Raw genomic sequence first — 18,570 nt, 5'->3', positions numbered from 1 at the left:
TGGCGCCATGTGGGGCGATCGCGGGGCGAAAGCGGCGGAGAAGCGCGTGCAGCGCTTCCTCGAGGATTACGACATGCAATGGCGGCGTGTAGCGCCCGTCTTCGCGGATCGTTCCACGCGGCGGGACGCGTTCTCGCAGTGGCGAGAACTCGTCGTCCCGCTGACACGTGATCACGTGGTGGGGGAGCACGTCCGCTTGGACTCCTCGTTCGGTACGCCGCCGGGCTACGGGGTCGCGGTGGAACGGATCGTGCGTTCCGAGGTCGAGGGCGATCGCGCGTTCGTCCTGACCGAGATGATCGACTCGCCGACGCGTCAGAAGCACGAGTACGTTCTCGAGCGCGAAGGGCGCGGGTGGAAGATCAGCTCCATCGAACAGCACTTCGACGACCCCCGCACCCCCTTCGCCGATGCGGCACAGGCCCGGGCGCTCGCCGCCGACGCGGCACCGGACGCCTCTCTCGACGAGGTGCCCGACGAACAGCGAACCCTCGACGAGGTGCGCAACTTCACCGAGCGCTCGGTCGTGCACCGGCGCAGCGGAGAGGAGTCGGAGGTACGCGTCTCGCCCGCGGGAACCCTGGTGACGACGTCGGGTGTGCTCGCCGTGCTCGACTTCGGATACGACAACGACGACGCGCGACCCCTGGCCCGCAGCGTGGCACCGGGGGCGTACCCGGTCGAAAGAGTGACCGGTTTCGGCCGCAACGCCGCCCTGCGGGTGCGTTTCAGCGATCGGATGCCGGTGACCTGGCATCCCGCCGATCTGCCGACCGGGCCGGGGCACTTCTTCGGCGTCGACGCGGGTTCGGCGTGCATCGTCGACCTCGCCGCGTACACGACCATGAGCCGGCGGGCCAAGGCCGCGGCCTTCACCGAGTACATGTACGCGCCGTCGCCGAGCGTGCAGGAGATCGCCCTCGGTCCATCCGACGTGGGCATCGTCGCGGAGTCCGGGTACGGCGACGGTCAGTACCCGGTGTACTGGGGGCTCGACGAGACGGGCGCGGTCGCCCAGCTCGTCGTCGACTTCCTGGTGCTCGTCACCGCGGACGAAGAGGGGAACCTGCGGCACCTGTGAGGCGACCGGCCGCGTGATGGTGCGGCCGGCCTCTCGCGGTCGTCTCGCAGGGGCCGTTGCGTTGCTCAGATCGAACTGCGCTGCTGACTCAGAGCGGCAGCCGGAGCCGCCGCGATGAGCGCGGCGATGAGGAGCAGGGCGCCGGTATCGCCGTGAACGGTGAGCATCGCAAGACCCGACAGGCCAAGGACGAACACGGACGCCCACAGAAGGAACACCGCCACGGCACTCGTCCAGACCGGCTGCCCGAACGGCCTCTGATTCAGATCGGTTCGCACGGTGCCTCGCCTTCGGGTCGCTCGCAGATGAGGAGGTGTCACACATCGACGCGGCGCCTTCGTTGAACGCGGCTCGATACGGGGCCAGCATAACCGGGGCCAGGTCCCCCGAATGGGGGACATTGTGCGGCGAGTCGCGGAGCGGTATAGGCGAGCCGTGATGCCGTTCCGCCCGGCCCGTCGGCTAGTTCCGGGCATGCTGCCCACTACGAAAGTTGGAAGCGCCTTACTCGGACGTAGCGGTGCTGTCGAAGTATTCCTGCACATCGGCTCTGTCGCCTTCGCTGAGGGAATGCCCGACGTACTCGATCACGATCCAGTTCGACCGGTAGGAGCTAGACGACGTGGCGGCGAACGCTACCGCATCGTCAATGCTGCTGAACTTCCGGTACGACGCATACGTCGCGCTGTAGCCCTGAACGCACCCAGCAACGTCACTGCAGAGCTTCTCGGTCGCCTCCTCGTAGCCGTTCAGCGCGCGAAATTGCGAGCTGGAGTGAGCGAAGTCGCCGAGGTCAATGTCTTGTCGTGTGTCCCGGGTTGTCATCATGACGAGGAGAACGGCCAGCATCGCGGTGATCGCTACGCCAGCAGTCACACCCGTAGCAATCAGCGCGGCGCGCTGTGACCTGACTCGATTCACGGCCAGTTGCACTTGTAGGGGAAGGCGCCGCCGTCGATACGCCAGTTCAGTCTGTTCGCCCTATAGCCCTCGAGATCCCATGAAGGTCCGCCAAATTCTCTTGCGCGGCAATGCCGGTTTCGGCCGCGGTGCTTGTGACCGACTGAAGCGTGTCCAATGTCGGGGGCGGGTCTCCGTCATCGGCGTTCGCGGCAGTCGGTAGCAAGGCAAGCATCATCGTGATGGTCGCAGTTGCCGCACGGCAGGTCCAGTGTTTGCTGATCAAAGTTCCCCCCGGAACGTTCGAGCCTCACCGGTCCCCCCGGCACTGCGAACGTAGCGTTCGACGAGTTCTTTTCGCAAAACGAACATTTCTGCGTTTCGGGGGAGAGGGTCCGGCCGGCGGCCGGCGACCTCGAACAAGTGCTTGGTGTCGTGGGCTGGTCAGATCTCGCGGAGTCTTGCTCGCCCCGGAGAACGGTGCGGCGGCTCGATAGCCCCTGATTGTTCGGCGAGGATGGCGGCTCAAAACGCTCTGCCCATTCGTGCGCGTCGCCGCGTAATGGCCGGCGGTGATCGCGGGCCAGGCGCCCTTCGGTGCATCCGGCCCGTGCAGACCGAAAATCGACAACTCACCGTCGGGTGAAATGGTGAGTCAACCGCGCGCCGCACCTCCCGCACCGGCTCCAAAGCCCCCCTCACGGATTGCACCTATCGCACGTGGCCGGGTCGGCCTCACGCTGGGGTCGCCGGCGCTCGCGCTGCTCGTCGCACGCGGGGCAGCCGTCGACGTCGATGCGCACCTGCGAGGTGGCGTTGCCGCACGCGCCACAGCGGAGTCCGCGCACGACGCCCACCGGGCCGAAGCCCGGGCACCCGCACCCCGGACACAGCTGCCTCATCCGGGCCGCGAGCAGCCACGAGAGCCGGCGCAGCACCCTCCGCCGGGTCGGGTTCATATGGGCGCGCAGGTCGGGCTCGAGCTCGACGGGGCCGCGGAGGAGCAGGGCGTCGATGATCGCGGCATCCTGGATCCCCTTCTGCATCCCGGTGTCGGTGCGCGCGACGACGGCCTGGTGCGGGAAGCCCGCGCGGGCGAGGTAGCGCCGTGCTTCGCTCTCGGTGCGGACGGTCCGCGCGGGTGCGACGTGCGTGTACTGGCGGATGCCGTGGCGCACGCGGATGCCGCGTTCGAGGTCGACGAAGACGGCGAGCTCCTCGTGCACCATGGGGCCGAAGCCCCCGAGCGCGGGGGCGTACGATGCCTCGGTCGCCAGCCCCGTCGAGGTGCCGAGCTCGAGGGCCGCTCCGCGGGCCTTGGCCGTGGCCGCTTGCTCGGGAGTGCCCGCCCTCGGCACGTCTCGGGTGAACGTGCCGAGGGAGTCTGTATCGAGCTGTGTCGTCGGCATGACGCCCGCGACGAGCCACCGGGAGAAGGCCGGGGCGAATGCGTCCGCCTTGCCATGCCGGGTGCCCACGGCAATCGTCTCGCCGGCGTACGCCGACGCTGGGGGGCTCGTCGCTGCGCGCATCAGGCGAAGTAGTCCGGGCGGCTGACCGAGGTCGGCGAGACGAACATCACGCCCGACGCGTGATCCAGGACGGGACGGATGCCGGCGATGATCGCGTCCGCCTTCTCGGGAGCCACGACGGTGACGAGCAGCGTCAGGGTGTCGTGGTCGTTGAAGAGCAGACGGCCGCCGCGGGGGCCGTGGTGGCCCACGCCGGCCACGCCGGTGATCGCGGTGTAGCCGCGGGCGCCCAACGATTGCATGAGGGCGGACACCTCGGCGACGTCGTCGCTCGCGACGACCACCTCGATCTTGGTCATCGGGGTCAGTTCGGACAGGCTCATCAGTGGATCTCCTTCGTGGTGGTCTCTGCGGGGGCGGCGGGGACGCCCGATGGGGTGGGAATGTCGAGGTCGTCGGCCTGCCAGCCGTAGCGGCCCCACCGCATCCAGCGGGCGCTGTCGTGCTCGCGGACGCGGAGGGTGATCCAGCGGTTGGTCACCAGGGTGCGGACGGCCTCGGAGGCGTCGATGATGTCGTTGACCCGCGCGAGCGGGGCTTCGACGAACACCTGGAGCCGGATCGGCTCGTGCCGGGCCGCCCGGCCGACGCCCACCGATTGCCAGGGCAGGCCGAGGCGCAGGTCGCCGCCGTAGCCCGCGAGCACGCCAACCGTGCCGACGACGTTGTGCAGGGGCTTCGGCCCGGCGCCGAAGCGGTCGGGGGCGACGGTCGAGGCCGCGTACTGGGCGTTGATCCACTGCGCCACGATCATCGGCGCGGTCAGGATGGTTTCGAGACCCGAGCCGTCGGGGTCGGCGGCGGCGTCGTAGCTGTGCAGGAAGGCGCGGCGACCGAGGTCGGTGTCTGCTGTGATCGAGCGCGGACCCACGATGAACGAGGCGTTACCGACCAGGCCCCACTCGGCGTACGCCTCCGCCCAGTCCGCCGACCGGCGCGCGGTGTCGCGGATCGCGCCGTGGCGGCCGCCCGCTCCGGGCAGACTCGGGCCGCGTTCGGCCGTGTTCCCGGCGCGGGCGGACTCGAGCCGCCGGGTCAGCTCGAGCACGGCGGTCTCGTGCGTGGCCGGGATGGCCCAGGGCTCGAGCAGGGTGACTTCGTCGGTGACGGTGTCCATCTGCGCCGCGACGAAGAGCGTGTCGGCGGGGATCGAGATGCCGCGGGCGGCGAGGGCGTCGCGCGTCTCGGGGTCGTTGAAGATCATGGCCGCCGCCCGCGCGTTCGGTTCGCCCTCGTGCCCGCCGCACGCCCCGCACTGCAGCGACGAGGCGAAGGGGTTGTTGGTCACGGAGGCACCGTGTCCGGTCAGTAGCACGATGGGCGCGAAGTGGTCGACGAGTCCCATCATCCGCAGCGCCGTCTCGGCGTAGAGCACGCGCTCTTCGAGTGTGAAGACGACGTTCGCGTCGACGTGCGTCGAGGGCTTCGCGGGGCGCATCCGCGACACCAGTGCGCGCCAGCCCTCCGGAGCGAGCGTCCGGGCCGCGCTCGCGGCGCCCAGGACCCACCCGGCAGTCTCTGCGAACGCATAAGGCGCGACGGCGGATTCTTTCAGGGCGTCGATCGTGGCATCCCGTTCCACGCCGGCCGCGCGTTGCCGCTTCCAGCGTGCGATCGCGTCGCGCTGCACGGACGACTCGGTGATCGCGACGCGAGGCGTGAGCAGCACCGGGCACGACGCGACCTCGGCGGACCCGTCGGCGGGCCGGAACGAGATGGGAGCGGCGAAGAAGCCCGCGAAGCCGAGGGTCTCGACCCCGCCCGCGGCCTCGAGGTGCCGCCGGAAGCTCTCCGACCGCGTGTCGATGCAGAAAACCGCCTGCGCGAGCGGCCGCTGGACCGGTGCGCTCGGGCGGAGCACCGGGGCGGTCGCCGGGGCGAGCTCGCGCGCGACGCCCCTCTCCAAGGCCTCCTGCCAGACGGCGAGCCGCGCCGGGGGGTCGATGAGCGAAAGGACGGGCCGTAGAGCACCGCGCGCCTCGCCGTCGGTGGCGTCGACGCCGAGGGCGAGAGCGACGGCGCCGATGCGGGCGGTGTCGTCGGTCGGAACTTCTTCGTTCGCAGCCCGCGCGGGAAGGGCGGTGTCGGCGGGCAGGAGCAACCGCTCGAGCGTCGCGCGGATCGCGACGAGCGAGGTGAGGTCGACACCCGTCGTGCCGGCGTGCCGGACGAGCGCCGCCCACCCCGGCAGTGCGAGCACGTGCGCAGACAGGAAGGACTCCGCGGCGGTCTCGTCGAGCTGCCACCGGGCGAGCGCTTCGCCGACAGCCGCGGCCGGGTCGTCGGGAGAGTTCCGGATGCCGCTGCGCACCCGCCGCGACAGGGTCGGGTCGAGTGCGGCCAGGCGCCGCCACGCCGTCCACATGTTCTCGCCGTTCGCCCGCGACCAGGGTGCCGAGCCCAGCGAGGCGGCGGCCCATCGCGCGGTGAGGTCGTCGACCCGCGCGTGGACCCGCGGCGAAAGCCGTGCGGCCGGTGTCGGCTGCGGGGAGGCAGCTGTCATCGGGGGAGCGACGAGCAGGTCATGCCCGAGCACCTCGCCGACCGTGGTGGCGAGGCCGCCGATGCGAAGGATGCGGGAGGAGCCCGCCTCGGGCACGGTGAACCGCAGAGCCGCGTGCAGGTCGGAGGACGAGATTCGCCCCCGCGCGTGCAGGTCACGGAACCGTTGCTCCGAAAGGGACAGCAGGATGCCGTGGTCTCGCGCGATCCGCCCGATCGCCTCTTCCCAATCGAGGTTCTCGTAGCCGGCGACGGGGTTGCGGGCGATGAAGGTCTCGAGGGGGAAGTGCGCAGAGATACTGCGCCCGGCGGCGGCGATCCAGCCCCGGATGACGGCGGGCGAGGGAAGGGAGGCGAGGGCGGTCATCAGAATCTCCGGTACTCGAGGGGGCCGTCGGCGGGCGCCGGGGTCCAGGGCGTGTCGATGCGGGGTGCGGCCGGGGGCAGGGGTGGTCGGCCCCACGCGAAGGCGAAGGCGAAGAGGCGGTCAGCCAGCGGACCGGAGCTTCGCGCGACGAGGCCCGAGGCGGCGGCGATCGCGAAGACCGCGATGGCGAGTACTGCGGGTGCGGGTGCGGCGGCGATGACGGGGGTGAGCGCTTCGGCGGCGGGGAAGACCACCGCCAGGTAGGCGGCGGTCAGCGCGGCGAGAGCACCGACGAGAGCCGCACGGGTGGCGGCCGGCGCCGAGCTCGCACCGATCCGAGCCCCGGCGATCACCGCGGTGGCCCAGGCGAAGAGGAGGAGCACTGCCGCGCTGTGAGTGATCGCACCGGATGCCGCCAGCGCCGCCGCCCCGGTCAGGAGCACGACTGCGCCGCCGACGATGGCGCCGCCGCGGGACGGCACCGGGACCGCGATCGCTCGGCCCTTCAGCGCGTGCTCGACCGCGGAGCCGGCGCCGAGGAACAGGCTCGCCTTGTAGAGCGCGTGACCGATCGCGTGGACCAGGGCCACTCCGAAGGCCCCGAGCCCGCAGGCCAAGAGCAGGAACCCCATCTGCGCGGCGGTGGACTGCACGAGGCGGCCCTTCACGTCGGGGCGCGTGAGCATGGCGAGGGTCGCCACGATCATCGTGATCGCGCCGGCGACGGCCACCACCCAGGGCCCCACGGCGGAGGGCACAGCGGCATAGCGCAGCAGGAGCAGCGCGCCCGCGTTCACGAAGCCCGCGTGCAGGAGCGCCGAGACCGGGGTTGTCGTCGCCGCGGTCGCGGGAAGCCAGCCGTGCAGGGGGAAGGAGCCCGCGCGGGCCACGGCCGCGACCGCCACGAGCACACTCACCACTGCCGCCGAGGTGACGTCGAGGCTCCCGAGCGCGGCGAGCGAGACCGAGCCGGTGGACGCCACCGCCACGATGACCGCTGCCCAGAGGGCCGCGTCTCCGAGCAGCAGGGCGACCGTGCTTCGCGACACCGCGATCCGGGTTTGCGGCCCGGCACCGCCGGTCGAGATGAGGGCGATCATGCTGACCGTGCCGAGGGTCCACCCGGCCGCGAGCAGCACGACGTCGTTCGCGGCGATGGCGGTGGTCGACCCGACGGCCGCGAGAGACGACAGGGCGAAGAAGCTGCGCGAACGGGGGTCGCCGCGCAGGTTGCGGCTGGCGTAGGCCTGCACGATCACGGTGAGGGCGACGACCAGCAGCGCGAGGGCGGAACCGGCGATGTCGTCGTCCGTGGCGAGGGCCGACGCGAGGCTCACGGTGGCGACGATCGCGGCGACGGCTGCGGGCCAGGCGGCGAGTGAGCCCGGGGTGTGCCGACGCGCGACTTCCGGGAGGAGGGCGGCGACGACCGCGGCGAGCAGCGCGGCGATCGTGAGCGGGGCGAGAAGCGACATGCGCAGCACGTTACATGTAAAAAATTACCGGTGTCAAAAAACAGGTAATGATTAACCGGTGCTTTGATTCCGGTACCGCGGGTCAGTATGCTGTGGCGATGACGACATGGACGTTTCTGACCAACCACGCCCATGTGTTCATCTACGTCGCCCGCGACCCCGGTGCCCGCGTGCGTGAGATCGCGGATGCCGTCGGCATCACGGAGCGCACCGCGCACGGCATCCTGGCCGACCTCGTCGACGCCGGGTATCTGAAGCGCGAGAAGGAGGGTCGACGCAATCGGTACGAGTGCGTCGAAGACCTCCCGCTGCGCCACCCGATCGAGAGCGATCACCCCGTGGGGGCGTTGCTGCAGGCGTTGCGGGGCTGAGCGCCTCCTGTACGAGTGGCTCCGCGGCGCTAACGTGCAATCAAATGGTTGAACATAAGAGCGCCGCCGACATCGACCGCGTCTTCCACGCCCTGGCCGATGCGACGCGCCGCGACATCGTGCGGCGCACCCTCGTCTCCGAACAGTCGGTGACGCAGCTCGCCGCAGCGTACGCGATGTCGTTCGCCGCCGTGTCGAAGCACGTCGCCGTGCTCGCCGAGGCGCGACTCATCACCAAGCGTGCGGAGGGGAGGGTGCGACTCGTGTCCGCCGACCCCACCGCGCTCGCCCGGGTGCAGGAACTGCTGCGCTCGTACGAAGACCTCTGGCGCGGCCGCGTCGACCGACTCGAAGCGATCCTGCTCGAAGACGCCGGGGTGCCGGCATCCGTTCCGCCCTCCGAACCCACCGAGATCTGAACCGACGAAGGAGTCGTCATGCCCGTCACATCTGTCGAGAGCGACGCTGCAGCGCTCACCATGACCCTGATCGCCGACTTCGCGGTCGGCGTCGAGAGGCTCTGGGCGGTGTTCACCGATCCGCGTCAGCTCGAGCGGTTCTGGGGTCCTCCCGGGTGGCCCGCGACCTTCGCATCGTTCGACTGCGCGGTGGGTGGCCGGGCGCGCTACGCCATGGCCAGCGCCACCGGCGAGGTCGCGCGAGGGAGCTGGGAGTTCCTCGCCATCGATGCGCCGCGGGGCTTCGAGGTGATCGACTCCTTCGTCGACGAGAACGGCGACCCCATCGACGGCATGCCCGCCATGCGCATGACCTTCTCGTTCGACGAGACCGCGACCGGGTCGCGGCTGACGAACGTCACGTACTTCGACTCCGAAGAGGCGCTCGAGCAGCTCACTGCGATGGGCGCGGTCGAGGGCTCGACGCTCGCGATGAACCAGCTCGACGCCGTGGTGCAGGATCTGCGCGCATTCGCTCAGGGCAAGGGCACACAGCTCGAGATCCTCGACGACCGGCACGTGCGCATCACGCGTCTGATCGACGGGCCGCGTGAGCTCGTCTGGCGCGCGCACGTCGACCCCGACCTGATGCGACAGTGGATGCTCGGCCCCGACGGCTGGCGCATGACGCACCGCGAGGTCGACCGGCGAGAGGGCGGCACGTACCGGATCGCGTGGGAGCCCGAGCCCGGCGCCGAGGGAGAGCCCTTCGGCTTCGACGGCGAGATCCTGCTCCTCGACGAGCCCCGCCGCATGGTGCAGACGGAGCACATGACCGGCACCGATTACCCCGCGACGATCAATGACTTGTCGCTGTACGAAGAGGACGGCGCGACCCTGGTGACCCTGCTGATCGAGTATCCGGATGCCGAGACCCGCGACGCCGTGCTGGCCACGGGCATGGTGGACGGGATGGAGCAGAGCTTTCAGCGGATGGAGCGGGTCGTCCTCGGGTGATCGGCGCGCGACTCTTGCAGATCGGCGGGTGGCCCCGAGAGAGGCCCTAGTGGTGCGGGGGTGAGTCTCCCGCGCACGGAAGCTCGCAGAACCGCGCGGATCTCGCAGGATCCAGGAGGAAGGCTGCGAGGAAGGGCCGGCTCTGCGCGCTCCGGTGCGGGTGATCAGCTCGTGATGTACCCGTTCGGGTTCAGCACGTACTTGCGCGGGGCGCCCTTGTCGAAGTCGGCGTAGCCCTGTGGGGCGTCGTCGAGGCTGATGGGCGTGGCGTTGACGGCTTTCGCGATCTGTACCTTGTCGTGCAGGATCGCCATCATCAGCTGCCGGTTGTACTTCATCACCGGGCACTGACCGGTCGTGAACGACAGCGACTTCGCCCAGCCGAGGCCGAGTCGCAGCGACAGCGAACCGACCTTCGCGGCCTCGTCGACCCCGCCCGGGTCGCCGGTCACGTACAGGCCCGGGATGCCGACCCCGCCGCCCGCCGCGGTCACGGTGAACAGCGAGTTGAGCACCGTCGCCGGGGCCTCGTGGCCCGCGTCGGACCCGTGACCGCGTGCCTCGAAGCCGACCGCGTCGACCGCGGCATCCACTTCGGGGACTCCGAGGATCTGCTCGATCTGTTCTCCGGGGTCGCCCTTCGACACGTCGACGCTCTCGAACCCGAGCGAGCGCACCTGCGCCAGGCGCTCCGGGTTGAGGTCGCCGACGAGCACCGCGGCCGCGCCCAGCAGCTGCGCGCCGACGGCGGCGGCGATGCCCACCGGTCCCGCACCGGCGATGTACACCGTCGATCCGGGGCGGACGCCCGCGGTGTACGCGCCGTGGAAGCCCGTGGGGAAGATGTCGGACAGCATCGTGAGGTCGAGGATCTTCTCCAGCGCCTGCTCGCGGTCGGGGAACACCAGCAGGTTCCAGTCGGCGTAGGGCACGAGCACGTACTCGGCCTGACCGCCGACCCAGCCGCCCATGTCGACGTAGCCGTAGGCGCTGCCGGGGCGGTCGGGGTTCACGTTCAGGCAGATGCCGGTCTTGCCCTCCTTGCAGTTGCGGCAGCGGCCGCACGCGATGTTGAAGGGGACCGAGACGATGTCGCCGACCTTGACGAACTCGACGTCGGGTCCGACCTCGATCACCTCACCGGTGATCTCGTGACCGAGCACGAGGCCGGCCGGAGCCGTGGTGCGCCCGCGCACCATGTGCTGGTCGGAGCCGCAGATGTTGGTGGAGACGGTGCGCAGGATTGCACCGTGCGGGACCTTGCGGCCCACATTCGCCGGGTTGACGCCCGGTCCGTCCTTCAGTTCGAACTCGGGGTAGGGAGTGTCGATGACTTCCACGACACCGGGCTCTTTGTACGCCACTGCCTTGTTGCCGGACATCTTCGTCCTCTCCGGCCGGGTCGTCCCGGCCTGATCGTGTCCCGCGGTGCGGGGGCCGCGGCCCCGTCCGACGCGGCACTACCGGGTTCGGCGGTGAGAGACGCGAAGGATGCCCTCAGCCAAGACGTGGACGCCGGACGCGTCAAGGGATGGCGCGAGAAGCCGCCCGGTGCATCATGCGGCCGATGGTCGTTCGGTCAGGACGAGGGTGCCGCCCGCCGGACGGCCTCGCGGATGCGCTCCTCGACCTCGTCCGTCACCTCGACCACGGCGAACGAGACCGGCCACATCGGACCGTCGTCGAGCTGAGCGCTGTCGTCGAAGCTGACCGTTCCATATCGCGTCTTGAACTTCGAGGCCGGCTGGTAGAACACCACGACCTTCCCGTTCTTGGCATAGGCGGGGAAGCCGTAGAAGGTCTTGGGGTTCAGGTGCCCCGCCTCTTCGAGCACGATCACGTGCAGGCGCTCCGCGACCGCGCGGTCGACGCCCTCCAGCTTCTCGATCGCCTCGAGGCAGGCTTCGTTCTCCTTCTGCAGCTTCGCCAGGCCCTTCAGGCCCTTCATCGCCCTCAGCTCCTCGGCGCGCTGCTTCATCGCCGCGCGTTCTTCTTCGCTGAATCCGGTGGCCATGGCATCCGCCTTCGTTGAGGTCTGACCGAAAGAGTAGCGCGCGTCAGGCCCGCGTATCCTCCGGGATTCGCGCAACCTCAGCTCGGATCAGTGGATGCCGGCTGACTTTGCGTGGATCGCTGAGGTGATGCCGCTCGCGGCGCCGCGCTCAGGCCTGCCGCAGCCCCTCTTCCAGCGCGACCCACGCGAGCATCGCGCACTTCACGCGCGCCGTGAACTTCGAAACACCCGAGAGGGCGGCGGCGTCGGCGAAGGTCTCCTCGTCGAGGGGAATCTTGCCGCGGGAGCGCAGCGACTCCCGGAACGACGCGATCAGCGCTTCGGCGTCGGCGCGCGGCATCCCTTCGTCTCCGCCGTCTTCCTGCAGCAGGGCGACGAGCATCGAGGCCGAGGCTTGCGAGATCGAGCAGCCGGCGCCCTCCCACGTGACTGAGGTGATGCGGTCGTCGTCGACCGACACGCGCAGAGTGATCTCGTCGCCGCAGATCGGGTTGCGCTGGTGCACGGTCGCGCTGTGAGCCCCGGGATCGGCGAGGCCGAAGCCGCGCCGGTTCTTCGCGTGGTCGAGGATGAGCTCCTGGTACAGGGACTCGAGGCCGCTCACGCGCCCACCCCGAAGAAGCCGCGCACGCCTGAGACGGCGTCGAGGAGGGTGTCGATCTCGTCCTCCGTGGTGTGGATCGCGGCACTCGCGCGGACCGACGCCGTCATGCCGAAGCGGCGGTGCAGCGGCTGCGCGCAGTGATGGCCGACGCGGACGGCGACCCCGCGCGAGTCGAGGAACTGACCCACGTCGTGCGCGTGCACCCCCTCGACCTCGAAGGCCTGCAGGGCGATCCGCTCCGCGGCATCCGTGTCTCCGAGAAGACGGATGCCGTCGATCGAGCGGAGGCCCTCGCGCAGGCGGGTCTCGAGTCTCGCTTCGTGGGCGTGGGCGGCGTCGAGGTCGTGCTCGCCAAGCCATCGGACCGCGGCGGCGAGGGCGACCGCCTGCGACACCGGCTGTGTTCCCGCCTCGAAGCGCTGCGGCGCGGGCAGGTACTCGGCCTTGTCGAGGGTGACGGTCGTGATCATCGACCCGCCGGTGGTGAAGGGCGGAAGGCCGTCGAGCACCTCGTCGCGACCCCAGAGCGCCCCGATGCCATACGGTCCGTAGATCTTGTGCCCCGAGAACACCGCGAGATCGACCCCGGATGCCGGCAGGTCGAGGCGCAGGTGAGGGGCCGACTGGCACGCGTCGAGCACCGTCAGTGCGCCGACGCCGCGGGCCAGGGTGACGAGCTTCGCGACGGGGTTCACGATGCCGAGCACGTTCGACACGTGCGGGAAGGCGACGACCTTCGTGCGCGCACCGATGAGGTCGGCAGCGGCGTGCAGGTCGAGCATGCCGTCGTCGAGCACGGGGATGTGGCGCAGACGCGCCCCCGTGCGGGCGGCCAGCTCTTGCCAGGGGATGAGGTTGGCGTGGTGCTCGGCCTCGGTGACGACGATCTCATCGCCCTCGCGCAGACGCCCGGCGTACCCCAGCGAGCCGGCCACGAGGTTGAGGCCCGCGGTGGCGCCGCTCGTCCAGACGAGTTGCTCGGGCTCGGCGCCCACGAACTCGGCGACGGAGACGCGCGCGTCTTCGAACAGCTCGGTGGCCTCGGCTGCGAGGGTGTGTGCTCCGCGGTGCACGGCGGAATTGGCCGTCTCGAGGAAGGCGCGCTCGGCGTCGAGAACGGCGCGCGGCTTCTGGCTCGTCGCGCCCGAGTCGAGGTAGACGAGGGGGCGACCGTCGATCTCGGTCTCGAGGATCGGGAAATCGGCGCGTACGGCGTCGACGTCGAAGGGGAGGGTCACCCCTCCAGGCTACGTCGCGTTGTGGGGCGGGGTGCCGCGCGGCGAAGAAAAGGAGAAAGTACTTGCCAAAGTGGAAAGTAGTTGCGATGATCGAACTAACGAAAGGATCGCCATGGACCACACGCCCGCGATGACCGCGTCGGAAGCCCAACTGCTGCTCGATCGCGCCGACCGCCTCAGCCACGCCGCACACAACGCAACGCGGTGGCCGTACATCAGCTTCATCCTCGCGCTCGGGGTGGCGACCTCGATGGGCACCTTCGCGATGGCCGTCACGACCGGAGATACGTTCGGCCTCGCCTACGTGAGCTTGCTGGCCGTCGTATTCGCCCTCATCATCTTCTTCGTCGTCAGCATCCAAGGCCGCGCCGCCTTCGCCCGCGGCCGCCGCTGGACCGCCTACATCGCGAGCTGGTTCGCGTCGTACGCGCTCGCCCTGGCAGTCGTCATCTGGGCGCACGGCGACGTGCTGCTCGCGGCGCTGGCCTCGGGCCTCGTGCTCGTCGTCTCGCTGGTCTGCGCGGCGCGCGAGGCTCGGTCGTGACCACGTCGACCCCGCATCCCCGGCACCGGCTCGACGAGCTGCTGCAGAACTCCGTGCGGTTCTCGATCCTCGCGGCCCTCGACCGGGCGACCACATTGAGCTTCAAGGAGGTTCGGGATGCCGTCGAGGTCACCGACTCCGCGCTGAGCAAGCAGGTCTCGACGCTCGAGGGCGCCGGCTACATCGCTGTGGGGAAGTCGTTCGCGGGCAAGATGCCCCGCACCTCGCTCACCCTGACGAAGGAGGGGCGAGCGGCGTGGAGGAGCCACCTCGACACGCTGCGCGAGATCGCGGGGACGTCGGTCTGAGCCGTTCGATCGTTCGACACCGCGTCTCCCCGTCTCCTCATGGACGAGTCGATGAGACGCGGTGTCGTGCGCGAAGAGTGAGGAAGCCGGACCGGCCCGTTCGGAAACCGTGAGCACCGGCTGATCCCGCTCGCCGCGCGCGTAGACCGGATGCCATGACCCTCACGGCCCTGCTCCCCACCCTTCGATCCAGCATCCCGGCGCCCTTCGACGCCGCACTCTGGCCGGCGGGCTCGACCCCCACGCTCGACGACGTCACCGTGCGGGCCGTGTCGGTCGGTCGTTTCGCCGACATCTGCGGCACGCCCTGCGTCTGCACGGGCCCCGCGGTGATCCCGGCGTCGGGCGGGGTGGCATCCGCGACCCTCTCGACGACCGTGGTGATCGCGACCGTGACGGATGCCGCACCCGATACGCTGCGCCTCGATGCCTGCGTCGCCGGGCTCGAGGCCGTCTGGCGCGAGGCGCGGCTCATCGGCCGCGTGTCCCGCGCGTACGACGAGCCGTTCGCCGTCGTCGACGCGCACGGCGAGGAACCGTGCGGCGCGGTCGTGCTGCCCGGGGACGTCTGCGTGGGCGATCGCATCGCCTTTCCCTGCCCCGGATGCCACACCGTCGGCGAGGTCCGCTGATGCTGCTGCACTCGATCGTCTTCGCCTCCCGCTGCGCCCGGGTACAGGCGGAATTCCTTGCCGCGGAGGCCGAGGACGAGGCGGCCGACGTGCGTGACTCCTGAGTGTCAGGCCCGGCTCCGGCGGCAGCCGGCTCGGGCCCCGGTGCCGGCGCGTCTTTCCGACCGGGGGGTAAGCCGCCGCGGCGCGAATCTCAGGAGATTCGCGCGCTCGCGGCGGTCGTCCGGCCCGGGCCCGCTCAGACGACGAGCCGGTACCCCATCCCCTGCTCGGTGAGCAGGTGCGCGGGCGCCGACGGGTCGACCTCGAGCTTCTTTCGCAGTTGCGACATGTACAGCCGCAGATATCCCGAGTCGGCGACCTGTTCGCTCGCCCAGATCTCCTTCAGCAGCGTCTGTCGCGTCACGAGAGAACCGGGGTTGCGGGCGAGGAACTCGAGCATGCGCCACTCGGTCGGGGTGAGATGCACCCGGGTGCCGCCGCGCAGCACGGCTTTCGCCGACAGGTCGACCTCGACGTCGCCGAAGCGCACCACGGCGTCCCCCGCCGACGGCACCGAGCGTCGCGCGTGCACACGCAGGCGCGCCAGCAGCTCGTCGATCTGGAACGGCTTGGTGACGAAGTCGTCTGCCCCGGCGTCGAGCGCCTCGACCTTGTCAGCCGAGCCCGTGCGGCCCGAGACGACGATGATCGGGGCCGTCGTCCACCCGCGCAGGGCGTGGATCACCTGCACCCCGTCGAGGTGCGGCATCCCGAGGTCGAGAAGGACGATGTCGGGGTGCGATTGCGCGGCGAGGGTGACCGCCGCGGCACCGTCGGCCGCCGCCACCACGTCGTAGCCGTGCGCGGCGAGCGTGATGCGAAGGGCCCGCACCAACTGCGGGTCGTCGTCGGCGATGAGTACCTTCACGGCATCCTCCTCGAGATTCCGGATGCCATGGCCTCCGCATCGGCCACGGGCAGCGCCACGACCATGGTGAGGCCGCCGCCGGGGGTGTCCTCCGGGGTGAGCGTGCCGCCCATGCCCTCGGCGAAGCCGCGCGAGAGCGCGAGGCCCAGCCCCAGGCCCGCGGTGTTGTCGGTGTCGCCCAGGCGCTGGAAGGGCGAGAACATGTCCTCGCGGCGGTCGGCGGCGATGCCGGGGCCGTGGTCGATCACGCGGATCTCGGCGGTGCCGCCGAGGCGGCTCGTCGCGATGCGGACGCGTTCGCCGTCGGGCGAGTAGCGCTGGGCGTTGGCGAGCACGTTCACCAGAACGCGCTGCAGCAGCACGGGGTCGGCGCGCAGCATCGGCAGGTCGGGATCGAGCGCGAGCTCGACGTCGTCGGGGCCGAGGTCGAGCTCGTCGAGGGCGGAGAGCACGACGCCCGCGGCATCCGTCGCCGTCAGAGACACGGCGAGCACGCCGGCCTGCACGCGGCTCACGTCGAGCAGGTCGGTGACCAGCACGGACAGGGTCGCAAGGCTTTCGTCGGCGGTTTCGAGCAACACCCGGCGGTCGTCGTCGGAGAGCTGGTCGCCGGCGGCGCGCAGGCCGCCGAGCGAGGCGACGGCGGCGGCGAGCGGACGGCGGAGGTCATGGCTGACGGCCGACAGCAGGGCGGTGCGCACCTGGTCGGTCTCGGCGAGTGCCCCGGCCTCGGCCGCGGTCTCGGCCAGATCGGTGCGCTCGAGGGCGGCGGCGAGCTGCGCCACGACCACGTCGAGCAGGCGCCGTTCCGAGGCATCGAGGTCGCCGCCGTGCAGCTCGAGGGTCGCGCGGCCGTCGCCCACGGGCACGATGACCGCGCGATCGTCGCGCACCGGCTCCCCGTCGGTGGCGAGCACCGTGCCGTCGGTCGCGATCAGGCGGACACCGGCGAGGCCGAACGCCTCGCGTGCGCGGCTGATGAGCGCGGGCACGGCGCTCTCTCCCCGCAGCACGCTGCCGGCGATCGTGGCGAGCATCTCGGACTCCGCCGCGGCTCGTCGGGCCGCCCGCGCGCGGCGGGCGGCCTGGTCGACGACGACGCTGACGAGCACGGCGATGACGACGTAGAGCGTCAGCGACAGCGCGTGCGCAGGGTCGCTGATGGTGATCGTGTAGATGGGGGCGATGAACAGGAAGTCGAGCGTGACGCCCGACAGCACGGCCGCGAACACCGCCGGCCAGATGCCGCCCACGAGCGCGACGACCACGACCAGCAGCTGATAGGCCAGCACGTCGGCGGTGATCGACTCGTCGGAACCGGTCGCGATCATGAGCAGCGACAGAAGGGGCCCGCCGACCAGAGCCGTCACGAAGCCGAGGATGCGCCGCTTCGCGCTCAGCGCCGGGCCCGCGAGCCGGGGGAGCGTGAACCGGCCCCCCGCACGCGCGTGGTTGACGATGTGCACGTCGATGTCGCCTGAGGCGCGGATCACGGTCGCCCCGATGCCCGGTCCGGTCAGGGCCGCGCCGAGACGCCCGCGACGGCTCACCCCGATGACCAGCTGAGAGGCGTTGACCGATCGCGCGAAATCGACCAGGGCGGTGGCCACGTCATCGCCGACGACCTGGTGATACGTGCCGCCGAGGGTCTCGACGAGGGCGCGCTGTTCGGCGAGGGCGCCGGGGGCGCTCGCGCGCAGGCCGTCCTGCGTCGACACGTGCACGGCGAGCAGCTCGCCGCCGGCGGAGCGTGCCGCGATCCGGGCGCCGCGGCGCAGCAGCGTCTCGCCCTCGGGGCCCCCGGTGAGGGCCACCACGACGCGTTCGCGCGCTTGCCACGAGCCCTCGATGCCGTGCTCGGTGCGGTACCGCTGCAGGGCGGAGTCGACCTCGTCGGCGAGCCACAGCAGGGCGAGTTCGCGCAGCGCCGTGAGGTTGCCGAGACGGAAGTAGTTCGACAGGGCGGCGTCGATCCGCTCGGCCGGGTACACCGAGCCCGCCGCGAGGCGATCGCGCAGGGACTGCGGTGCCAGGTCGACGACCTCGATCTGATCGGCCGCCCGGACCACGGCATCCGGGACCGTCTCGCGCTGCACCACGCCGGTGATCTTCTCGACGACGTCGTTGAGCGATTCGATGTGCTGCACGTTCACGGTCGTGATCACGTCGATGCCCGCGTCGAGCAGCTCCTCGACGTCGGTCCAGCGCTTGTCGTTGCGAGAGCCGGGGACGTTGGTGTGCGCCAGCTCGTCGACGAGCGCGATTCTCGGGAGCCGTTCGAGCACGGCATCCAGGTCCATCTCGTCGAGCGCGACGCCGCGGTGCGCCACGGCCCGGCGCGGAACCACCTCGAGGCCTTCGGCTTGAGCGGCGGTGGCGGCACGGCCGTGCGTCTCGACGATCGCGATGACGACGTCGTGGCCCTCCGAGCGCAGCCGGCGCCCCTCCTCGAGCATCTCGTACGTCTTGCCGACGCCGGGGGCCATGCCCAGCAGCACGCGCAGGCGCCCGCGCTTCACGAGGCGTCCCCCGTGCGCGTTCCGTCGAGTGTCCAGAACTCGCCGCGCCCGCGAACGGCCAGCGGCATGTTCTGGACACTCGACCGGCGTTCCCGCACACGGCGCCGCCGCCGCACGGAGGGTGCGACGGCGGCGACGGGCGACAGGGTCATGACAGT

20 protein-coding genes are annotated in these 18,570 nt (G+C 70.7%); 7 read left to right on the top strand and 13 right to left on the bottom strand.

Annotation, left to right across the window (positions count from 1 at the left end; translation table 11 throughout):
- Positions 1-7 precede the first annotated feature (7 nt).
- A complete protein-coding gene (locus MTE01_RS08815; RefSeq protein ID WP_141376932.1) occupies positions 8-1,081 on the top strand; it encodes a DUF4241 domain-containing protein in 1,074 nt (357 codons plus the stop codon).
- A gap of 65 nt (positions 1,082-1,146) precedes the next feature.
- On the opposite strand, the gene MTE01_RS08810 is transcribed toward MTE01_RS08815, so the two are convergent.
- From MTE01_RS08810 to MTE01_RS08785, 6 genes are all read right to left on the bottom strand, one after another.
- Positions 1,147-1,359: a hypothetical protein gene (locus MTE01_RS08810; RefSeq protein WP_141376930.1), complete on the bottom strand. Its 213-nt coding sequence runs from the start codon at positions 1,357-1,359 to the stop codon at positions 1,147-1,149.
- A 226-nt stretch (positions 1,360-1,585) separates the two neighbouring features.
- Entirely contained in the window at positions 1,586-2,014 is a 429-nt protein-coding gene (locus MTE01_RS08805; protein ID WP_141376928.1) for a hypothetical protein, read from the bottom strand.
- Between the two features lie 665 nt (positions 2,015-2,679).
- Positions 2,680-3,459, bottom strand: a complete 780-nt coding sequence (locus tag MTE01_RS08800) for a DUF6671 family protein (protein WP_141376926.1) — start codon at positions 3,457-3,459, stop codon at positions 2,680-2,682.
- Between the two features lie 53 nt (positions 3,460-3,512).
- The gene (locus MTE01_RS08795; protein ID WP_116239610.1) at positions 3,513-3,836 is read right to left on the bottom strand and encodes a P-II family nitrogen regulator; all 324 of its coding nucleotides are present in this window, start codon (positions 3,834-3,836) and stop codon (positions 3,513-3,515) included.
- Positions 3,836-6,382, bottom strand: a complete 2,547-nt coding sequence (locus MTE01_RS08790) for a DUF2309 domain-containing protein (protein ID WP_141376924.1) — start codon at positions 6,380-6,382, stop codon at positions 3,836-3,838. Before MTE01_RS08790 ends, MTE01_RS08795 begins: the two co-directional genes overlap by 1 nt.
- Positions 6,382-7,857 carry a proton-conducting transporter transmembrane domain-containing protein gene (locus MTE01_RS08785; protein WP_141376922.1) on the bottom strand — a complete coding sequence of 492 codons (1,476 nt, stop codon included), beginning with the start codon at positions 7,855-7,857 and terminating at the stop codon, positions 6,382-6,384. The genes MTE01_RS08790 and MTE01_RS08785 overlap by 1 nt, the downstream gene beginning before the upstream one ends.
- A gap of 98 nt (positions 7,858-7,955) precedes the next feature.
- On the opposite strand from MTE01_RS08785, the gene MTE01_RS08780 reads away from it, so the two are divergent.
- The 3 genes from MTE01_RS08780 to MTE01_RS08770 are packed head-to-tail and all read left to right on the top strand — an operon-like array spanning position 7,956 to position 9,643.
- The gene (locus MTE01_RS08780; protein WP_115916228.1) at positions 7,956-8,228 is read left to right on the top strand and encodes a helix-turn-helix transcriptional regulator; all 273 of its coding nucleotides are present in this window, start codon (positions 7,956-7,958) and stop codon (positions 8,226-8,228) included.
- A gap of 44 nt (positions 8,229-8,272) precedes the next feature.
- Positions 8,273-8,647, top strand: coding sequence for an ArsR/SmtB family transcription factor (locus MTE01_RS08775; RefSeq protein WP_141376920.1), 375 nt, complete (start codon positions 8,273-8,275; stop codon positions 8,645-8,647).
- An 18-nt stretch (positions 8,648-8,665) separates the two neighbouring features.
- On the top strand, positions 8,666-9,643 hold the full coding sequence (locus MTE01_RS08770; RefSeq protein ID WP_141376918.1) for an SRPBCC family protein: 978 nt from the start codon (positions 8,666-8,668) through the stop codon (positions 9,641-9,643).
- 164 nt (positions 9,644-9,807) lie between these two features.
- Here the strand turns inward: MTE01_RS08770 and fdhA are convergent, their stop codons facing one another.
- The 4 genes from fdhA to MTE01_RS08750 form a co-directional block, all read right to left on the bottom strand.
- Positions 9,808-11,025 (bottom strand): formaldehyde dehydrogenase, glutathione-independent, encoded by a 1,218-nt coding sequence (fdhA, locus tag MTE01_RS08765; RefSeq protein WP_141376916.1) that lies wholly within the window; start codon positions 11,023-11,025, stop codon positions 9,808-9,810.
- A gap of 197 nt (positions 11,026-11,222) precedes the next feature.
- Positions 11,223-11,657 (bottom strand): hypothetical protein, encoded by a 435-nt coding sequence (locus MTE01_RS08760; RefSeq protein ID WP_141376914.1) that lies wholly within the window; start codon positions 11,655-11,657, stop codon positions 11,223-11,225.
- Between the two features lie 148 nt (positions 11,658-11,805).
- Positions 11,806-12,261: a Fe-S cluster assembly sulfur transfer protein SufU gene (gene sufU, locus MTE01_RS08755; protein ID WP_103211031.1), complete on the bottom strand. Its 456-nt coding sequence runs from the start codon at positions 12,259-12,261 to the stop codon at positions 11,806-11,808.
- A complete protein-coding gene (locus MTE01_RS08750; protein ID WP_141376912.1) occupies positions 12,258-13,499 on the bottom strand; it encodes an aminotransferase class V-fold PLP-dependent enzyme in 1,242 nt (413 codons plus the stop codon). The genes sufU and MTE01_RS08750 overlap by 4 nt, the downstream gene beginning before the upstream one ends.
- A gap of 112 nt (positions 13,500-13,611) precedes the next feature.
- Between MTE01_RS08750 and MTE01_RS08745 the strand changes: the two genes are divergently transcribed.
- The 3 genes from MTE01_RS08745 to MTE01_RS08735 all read left to right on the top strand — a co-directional run bounded on the left by MTE01_RS08745 (position 13,612) and on the right by MTE01_RS08735 (position 14,983).
- A complete protein-coding gene (locus MTE01_RS08745; RefSeq protein ID WP_103211035.1) occupies positions 13,612-14,043 on the top strand; it encodes a chemotaxis protein CheY in 432 nt (143 codons plus the stop codon).
- Positions 14,040-14,351, top strand: coding sequence for a winged helix-turn-helix domain-containing protein (locus tag MTE01_RS08740; protein ID WP_103211037.1), 312 nt, complete (start codon positions 14,040-14,042; stop codon positions 14,349-14,351). Before MTE01_RS08745 ends, MTE01_RS08740 begins: the two co-directional genes overlap by 4 nt.
- Before the next feature lie 155 nt (positions 14,352-14,506).
- Positions 14,507-14,983: a hypothetical protein gene (locus MTE01_RS08735; protein ID WP_141376910.1), complete on the top strand. Its 477-nt coding sequence runs from the start codon at positions 14,507-14,509 to the stop codon at positions 14,981-14,983.
- Positions 14,984-15,221: 238 nt separating this feature from the next.
- Here MTE01_RS08735 and MTE01_RS08730 read toward each other — a convergent pair whose 3' ends face one another.
- The 3 genes from MTE01_RS08730 to MTE01_RS17030 are packed head-to-tail and all read right to left on the bottom strand — an operon-like array spanning position 15,222 to position 18,564.
- On the bottom strand, positions 15,222-15,893 hold the full coding sequence (locus tag MTE01_RS08730) for a response regulator (protein WP_103211041.1): 672 nt from the start codon (positions 15,891-15,893) through the stop codon (positions 15,222-15,224).
- A complete protein-coding gene (locus tag MTE01_RS08725) occupies positions 15,890-18,412 on the bottom strand; it encodes a DUF4118 domain-containing protein (protein ID WP_141376908.1) in 2,523 nt (840 codons plus the stop codon). The genes MTE01_RS08730 and MTE01_RS08725 overlap by 4 nt, the downstream gene beginning before the upstream one ends.
- Entirely contained in the window at positions 18,409-18,564 is a 156-nt protein-coding gene (locus tag MTE01_RS17030; RefSeq protein WP_170210663.1) for a hypothetical protein, read from the bottom strand. Before MTE01_RS17030 ends, MTE01_RS08725 begins: the two co-directional genes overlap by 4 nt.
- Between the last annotated feature and the right edge of the window lie 6 nt (positions 18,565-18,570).

The organism is Microbacterium testaceum, assembly GCF_006539145.1.
GTDB lineage: Bacteria > Actinomycetota > Actinomycetes > Actinomycetales > Microbacteriaceae > Microbacterium > Microbacterium testaceum.
Note: the sequence above shows the minus strand (reverse complement) of the source record. Positions and strands in the feature narration are given on the sequence as shown.

Excerpts from the sequence above, each read along its gene's own strand:
- MTE01_RS08735 (WP_141376910.1), top strand. The coding sequence starts at position 14,507 with ATGACCCTCACGGCCCTGCTCCCCACCCTTCGATCCAGCATCCCGGCG.
- MTE01_RS08780 (WP_115916228.1), top strand. The coding sequence starts at position 7,956 with ATGACGACATGGACGTTTCTGACCAACCACGCCCATGTGTTCATCTAC.
- MTE01_RS08815 (WP_141376932.1), top strand. The coding sequence starts at position 8 with ATGTGGGGCGATCGCGGGGCGAAAGCGGCGGAGAAGCGCGTGCAGCGC.
- MTE01_RS08795 (WP_116239610.1), bottom strand. The coding sequence starts at position 3,836 with ATGAGCCTGTCCGAACTGACCCCGATGACCAAGATCGAGGTGGTCGTC.
- MTE01_RS08760 (WP_141376914.1), bottom strand. The coding sequence starts at position 11,657 with ATGGCCACCGGATTCAGCGAAGAAGAACGCGCGGCGATGAAGCAGCGC.
- MTE01_RS08770 (WP_141376918.1), top strand. The coding sequence starts at position 8,666 with ATGCCCGTCACATCTGTCGAGAGCGACGCTGCAGCGCTCACCATGACC.
- MTE01_RS17030 (WP_170210663.1), bottom strand. The coding sequence starts at position 18,564 with ATGACCCTGTCGCCCGTCGCCGCCGTCGCACCCTCCGTGCGGCGGCGG.
- fdhA (WP_141376916.1), bottom strand. The coding sequence starts at position 11,025 with ATGTCCGGCAACAAGGCAGTGGCGTACAAAGAGCCCGGTGTCGTGGAA.
- MTE01_RS08790 (WP_141376924.1), bottom strand. The coding sequence starts at position 6,382 with ATGACCGCCCTCGCCTCCCTTCCCTCGCCCGCCGTCATCCGGGGCTGG.
- MTE01_RS08775 (WP_141376920.1), top strand. The coding sequence starts at position 8,273 with ATGGTTGAACATAAGAGCGCCGCCGACATCGACCGCGTCTTCCACGCC.
- MTE01_RS08745 (WP_103211035.1), top strand. The coding sequence starts at position 13,612 with ATGGACCACACGCCCGCGATGACCGCGTCGGAAGCCCAACTGCTGCTC.
- MTE01_RS08785 (WP_141376922.1), bottom strand. The coding sequence starts at position 7,857 with ATGTCGCTTCTCGCCCCGCTCACGATCGCCGCGCTGCTCGCCGCGGTC.